We start from the raw sequence: 5,247 nt of genomic DNA on the forward strand, positions 1-5,247 counted from the left end.
GGTGCGGGCCACCAGCACGGCCCGGTACGGGAAGCGGGTCCGCCGGGCCAGCGCGTCCTCAACCGCGGCCGGGGTGACGTCCTCCTGCGCGGCCAGCCAGCTGCCCAGCCGCCGGGCGTAAGCGCGCAGCGCCGGCTCGGTATTCGCCGACAGCACCCACGACACCCACCCGTCCCACGGGTCAACGGCCGGCGGGGAGGCCGGCTCCGCCGGGGGCGCCTCCTCGAGGATCACGTGCGCGTTCGTGCCGCTGACGCCGAACGACGACACCGCCCCGCGCCGCGGGTGCCCGTTCCGTTGCCACTCGACGGGCTCGTCGAGGAGGCGGACGTTGCCGGCGGCCCAGTCGACGTGTGGGCTCGGCGCGTCGAGGTGCAGCGAACGCGGCAGCAGGTCGTGGCGGAGGGCGAGGACCATCTTGATCACGCCGGCGACGCCGGCCGCCGCCTGGGTGTGGCCGATGTTCGACTTGATGGAGCCGAGCCAGAGCGGCTGGTCGTCCCGCCGGTGCTGCCCGTACGTGGCCAGCAGCGCCTGCGCCTCGATCGGGTCGCCGAGGGTGGTGCCGGTGCCGTGCGCCTCCACCGCGTCCACGTCGGCCGGGGTCAACCGGGCGTTGGCCAGGGCCTGCCGGATGACGCGCTCCTGCGACGGCCCGTGGGGTGCGGTGAGCCCGTTGCTGGCTCCGTCCTGGTTGACCGCCGAACCGCGGATCACGGCGAGGACCTGGTGGCCGCGTTCCCGGGCGACCGAGAGGCGTTCCAGCAGGAGCAGGCCGACGCCCTCGCCCCAGCCGGTGCCGTCGGCCGCCGCCGCGAACGGCTTGCACCGGCCGTCGGGGGCCAGGCCCCGCTGCCGGCTGAATTCGATGAGCATGCCGGGGGTGGCCATCACCGTGACGCCGCCGGCGAGCGCAAGGTCGCACTCGCCGTTGCGGATGGCCTGGGCGGCCAGGTGCATCGCGACCAGGGACGAGGAGCAGGCGGTGTCCACGGTGACCGCCGGGCCCTCCAACCCCAGCGTGTACGCGATCCGCCCGGACGCCACGCTCGTCGTGTTGCCGGTCAGCAGAAAGCCCTCGTACGCCTCCGGTGCCTCGTGCATCCGGGGCCCGTACTCGTCGAACGCCAGGCCGGTGAAGACGCCGGTGGCGGTGCCCCGCAGCGTGGTGGGGTCGATGCCGGCCCGCTCGATGCTCTCCCAGGCGGTCTCCAGCAGCAGCCGCTGCTGCGGATCCATCGCCGTCGCCTCACGCGGACTGATGCCGAAGAAGGCTGCGTCGAAGTCGGTGGCCCCGGCGATGAACCCGGCCTCCCGCGCGTACGTGGTGCCGGCGTGCTCCGGCCGCGGGTCGTAGAGCCGCTCCACCCGCCAACCACGGTCGGTCGGGAACTCCCCGATCGCGTCGGTGCCGGAGGCCAGCAACTCCCACAGCTCCTCCGGGTTGCCGACCCCACCCGGATAGCGGCACGCCATCCCCACGATCGCGATCGGCTCGTCGGCGGCCGGCGCCCGCACCACGCGCGTCGCCGGCGCGGACTGCTCCGCCCGGCCCGGCAGCCGGCCGGCGAGATAGCCGACCACGGCCGCCGGGGTGGGATGGTCGAAGACCAACGTCGCCGGCAACTGCAGGCCGGTGACCATGCTCAGCCGGTTGCGCAGTTCCACCGAGGTCAGCGAGTCGAACCCGAGGTCGCGGAAGGCCCGCCCGAGCTGGATGGACTCCGCCGTCGCGTGACCGAGGACGACCGCCACGGTGGTCCGCAGCAGATCCTCCAACGCCGCCCGCCGCTCGTCCTGCCCGAGACCGGCGAGGCGGTCCACCAGGGACGCCCCGGTGTCGCCCCCGTCCGCGACCGCCCGCCGGGTGGGCGCGCCGGCGAGGGTGGTGAGGATGGCGGGGACCCGGGGTTGGTTGCGGAGGGTGGGGAGGTGGAGCTTGACCGGGGCGAGGGTGGGGTGGGTGTGGGTGAGGGCCGCGTCGAGGAGCGCCAGACCCTCTTCCGTGTCGAGTCCGAGGCTGCCGGTCCGGGCCATCCGCGCCCGGTCCACGTCCGTCAGCTGCGCGGTCATCGCGCTCGTGTCGTTCCAGTAACCCCAGGCGAGCGCGGTAGCGGGCAGCCCTTCGGCGCGCCGGTACTCCGCCAGCCCGTCCAGGAAGGTGTTCGCCGCCGCGTACCCCGCCTGCCCGCCCGTGCCCAGGGTGCCGGCGAACGCCGAGAAGAGCAGGAAGTGGGTGAGGGGGTGGTGCCTGGTGGCGTGGTGGAGGTGCCAGGCGGTGTCGACTTTGGGTTTGAGGGTGGCGTGCAGGTCCGGTGGGGTGAGGTTGGTGAGGGTGGTGTCGTGGAGGGTTCCGGCGGTGTGGATGACGCCGGTGAGGGGGTGCCCTGTCTGGTCGATGTGGTCGACGACCTCGGCGAGTTGATGGGAGTCGGTGGTGTCGCAGGCGGTGATGGTGATGGTGGCGTCGAGTTGGGTGAGGTGGTGGATGAGGCGGGCGGCGTGGGGGTGGTGGGGGCCTTGGCGGCTGAGGAGGTGGAGGTGGTGGACGCCGTGGTGGGTGGTGAGGTGGGTGGCCACGTGTTGGGCGAGGGTGCCGGTTCCGCCGGTGATGAGGGTGGTGCCCATGCCCGCGGTGGCGGCGAGGGCCGGGGGGAGGGTGAGGGCGATTTTGCCGGTGTGGCGGGCGTTGGCGAGGTAGCGGAAGGCGGTGGGTGCGTGGCGGATGTCGTAGGTGCGGGTGGGCAGTGGGGGGAGGGTGCCGTTGTGGAAGAGGGGTTGGAGGTGGCGGTAGAGGGTGGCGATGTGGTCTTCGCCGTTGTCCATGAGGTCAAAGGCTTGGTAGGTGGTGTCGGGGTGTTGGGTGGTCCAGGTGTGGGGGTCGCGGGTGTCGGTTTTGCCCATGTCGATGAGGCGTCCGCCGGGGGTGAGGAGGCGGCCTGAGGCGTTGAGGTGTTCGCCGGTGAGGCTGTTGAGGATGACGTCGATGCCGGGGGTGTGGGTGCGGTAGTGGTGTTCGAAGTCGAGGGTGCGGCTGGAGGCGATGTGTTCCGGGGGGATGCCGAGGTGGTGGAGGGTGGGCCATTTGGTGGGGTGGGCGGTGGTGTGGATGTGGGCGCCGAGGTGGCGGGCGACGTGGATGGCGGCGTGGCCGACGCCGCCGGTGGCGGCGTGGATGAGGAGGTGTTCGCCGGGTTGGAGCCGGGCGAGGTGGTGCAGGGCGTGGTAGGCGGTGAGGTAGGCGATGGGTGCGGTGGCGGCTTGGGTGAGGGTCCATCCGTGGGGGATGGGGGTGAGAAGGCGGTGGTCGGTGACGGCGGTGGGGCCGATGCCGTTGAACAGGCCCATGACGTGTTGGCCGATGTGGAGGTCGGTGACGGCGGTGCCGATGTCGGTGATGGTGCCGGCGCCTTCGCCGCCGATGGGGCGGGCGTCGGTGACGATGCCGAGGGCGACGGCGACGTCGCGGAAGTTCACGCCACCGGCGTGGAGTTGGACGCGGACCTGGTGCGGCTGCAGGGGCGCGGCGTAGTCGGGGCAGTGGGCGAGGGTGAGATTGTCCAGGCTGCCGCCCGATGTGGTCTCCAACCGCCAGGTGTCACTCTCCGGCAGCGGTAGACCGGCCGACGTGTGTGCGGGCTGGAGGCGCGGCACGTGCAGCCGACCGTCCCGGACCGCCACCTGCGGCTCACCCGACCCGACCGCCCGGGCCAGCAGTTCGGTCAGATCGTCCGTATCGGCCGGGTCGAGGTCGACGATGGTGACCCGGTCCGGGTGCTCGGTCTGGCTGGAACGCACCAGGCCCCAACAGGCGGCCCCGGCCAGATCACTGATCCGGTCGTCGACACCGGTGCTCACCGCACCCCGGGTCAGCACCACCAGCCGGGTGTCGGCCAGCGCCTCCTCCGCCAGCCACTCCTGCAACCGCAGCAGCAGCGACTCGGTCAGCTGATGCGTCGCCGCCGGCACCTCGGCCTCCGCCGTCGGGCCGTCCTCGCCGGTCCAGCACGGCACCACCACGGCATCCGCGCCGACGGCGCGTACAGCCTCCAGCGAGTCAGCGACCCGCGCGGCCGGGAGGGCCCGGCGCAGCAGGTCTGCGGCGTCCTCGTCGACGCCGAACGCGGCGAAGCCGAACGCCTCCGGACCGTGCCCATCGGCCGCCGCTTCGACGCCGGCCAGGACCGGCCAGTCCACGTGCAGCAGCCACTGCGGATCCACCTGCGCCGCCGCCGGCCCGGCGGCGGGACGCGGTATCTGCCGCAGTACCAGCGACCGGGCCGCCAGCACCGGCTGACCGGCGAGGTCGTGGACGGCCAGCTCGGCACGGTCGGGCGCGGAGCGGGAAAGGCGGACCCGCAACGAGGTCGCCCCGGTGGCGTGCAGGCGCACCCCGGACCAGACGAACGGCAGCCACACGCCGTCCCGCACGTCGTCGGTCACCCCCAGGACGTGCAACGCCGCGTCCAGCAGCGCCGGGTGTACGCCAAACCGGTCGACGTCGACACGTGCGGCCTCCGGCAGCGTCACCTCCGCGTAGAGGTCGTCACCCGCCCGCCACGCCCGGCGCAGGCCCTGGAACACCGGCCCGTACCGGTAGCCCAGTCCCGCCAGCTCGTCGTACAGACCGGCCACATCCAGCGGGGCGGCCCCGGTCGGCGGCCATGCGGTCGGCCACCCCGCCGGCCCGGCCGCGGTGGTGGCGGTCAACCGGCCCGCGGCGTTCATCGCCCAGGCCGCGTCGGTCGCCCCAGCCGGGCGGGAGTGCACCTCCACCGCCCGGCGTCCCTCCGTCGGCTCGGCCAGGACGACCTGCACCTCCACCGCGCCGTCCGCCGGCAGCACCAGCGGGCTGTGCAGGGCCAGTTCGTCGAGGTACGGATGCCCGCCGGCCGCACCGGCGTGCAGCACCATGTCGACGAGGGCGGTGGCGGGCAGCAGGCACCGGTCGGCGATGGTGTGGTCCACCAGCCACGGATGGGTGCCGAGCGACAGCCGTCCGGTGAGGATCGTGCGGGCGTCGGTGGCCAGGTCGAGCCGCCCGCCGAGCAGCGGATGGATGCTCGGCTGCAGCCCCAGGTCGGTCGGTCGGGCGGCGGCCCTGTTCACCAGCCAGTGGCGGGTGTGTTGGAACGGGTAGGTGGGCAGGTCGAGGTGGGGGTGGTCGCCGGTGGGGTGGGCGTCGAGGATGGCGGCGGCGGTGAGGAGGGTGTGCTGGTCTGCCCGCTTCGGGTGCAGGGTGGGGAC

Annotated in this window: 1 protein-coding gene; it reads right to left on the reverse strand. The window is 73.5% G+C overall.

Annotated features, from left to right (window positions below; all coding sequences use genetic code 11):
- On the reverse strand, positions 1–5,247 hold a 5,247-nt coding region (locus AB0I76_RS21880; RefSeq protein WP_357038406.1), incomplete at both ends, for a beta-ketoacyl synthase N-terminal-like domain-containing protein.

Source organism: Micromonospora sp. NPDC049799, assembly GCF_040656655.1.
Taxonomy (GTDB): Bacteria; Actinomycetota; Actinomycetes; order Mycobacteriales; family Micromonosporaceae; genus Micromonospora.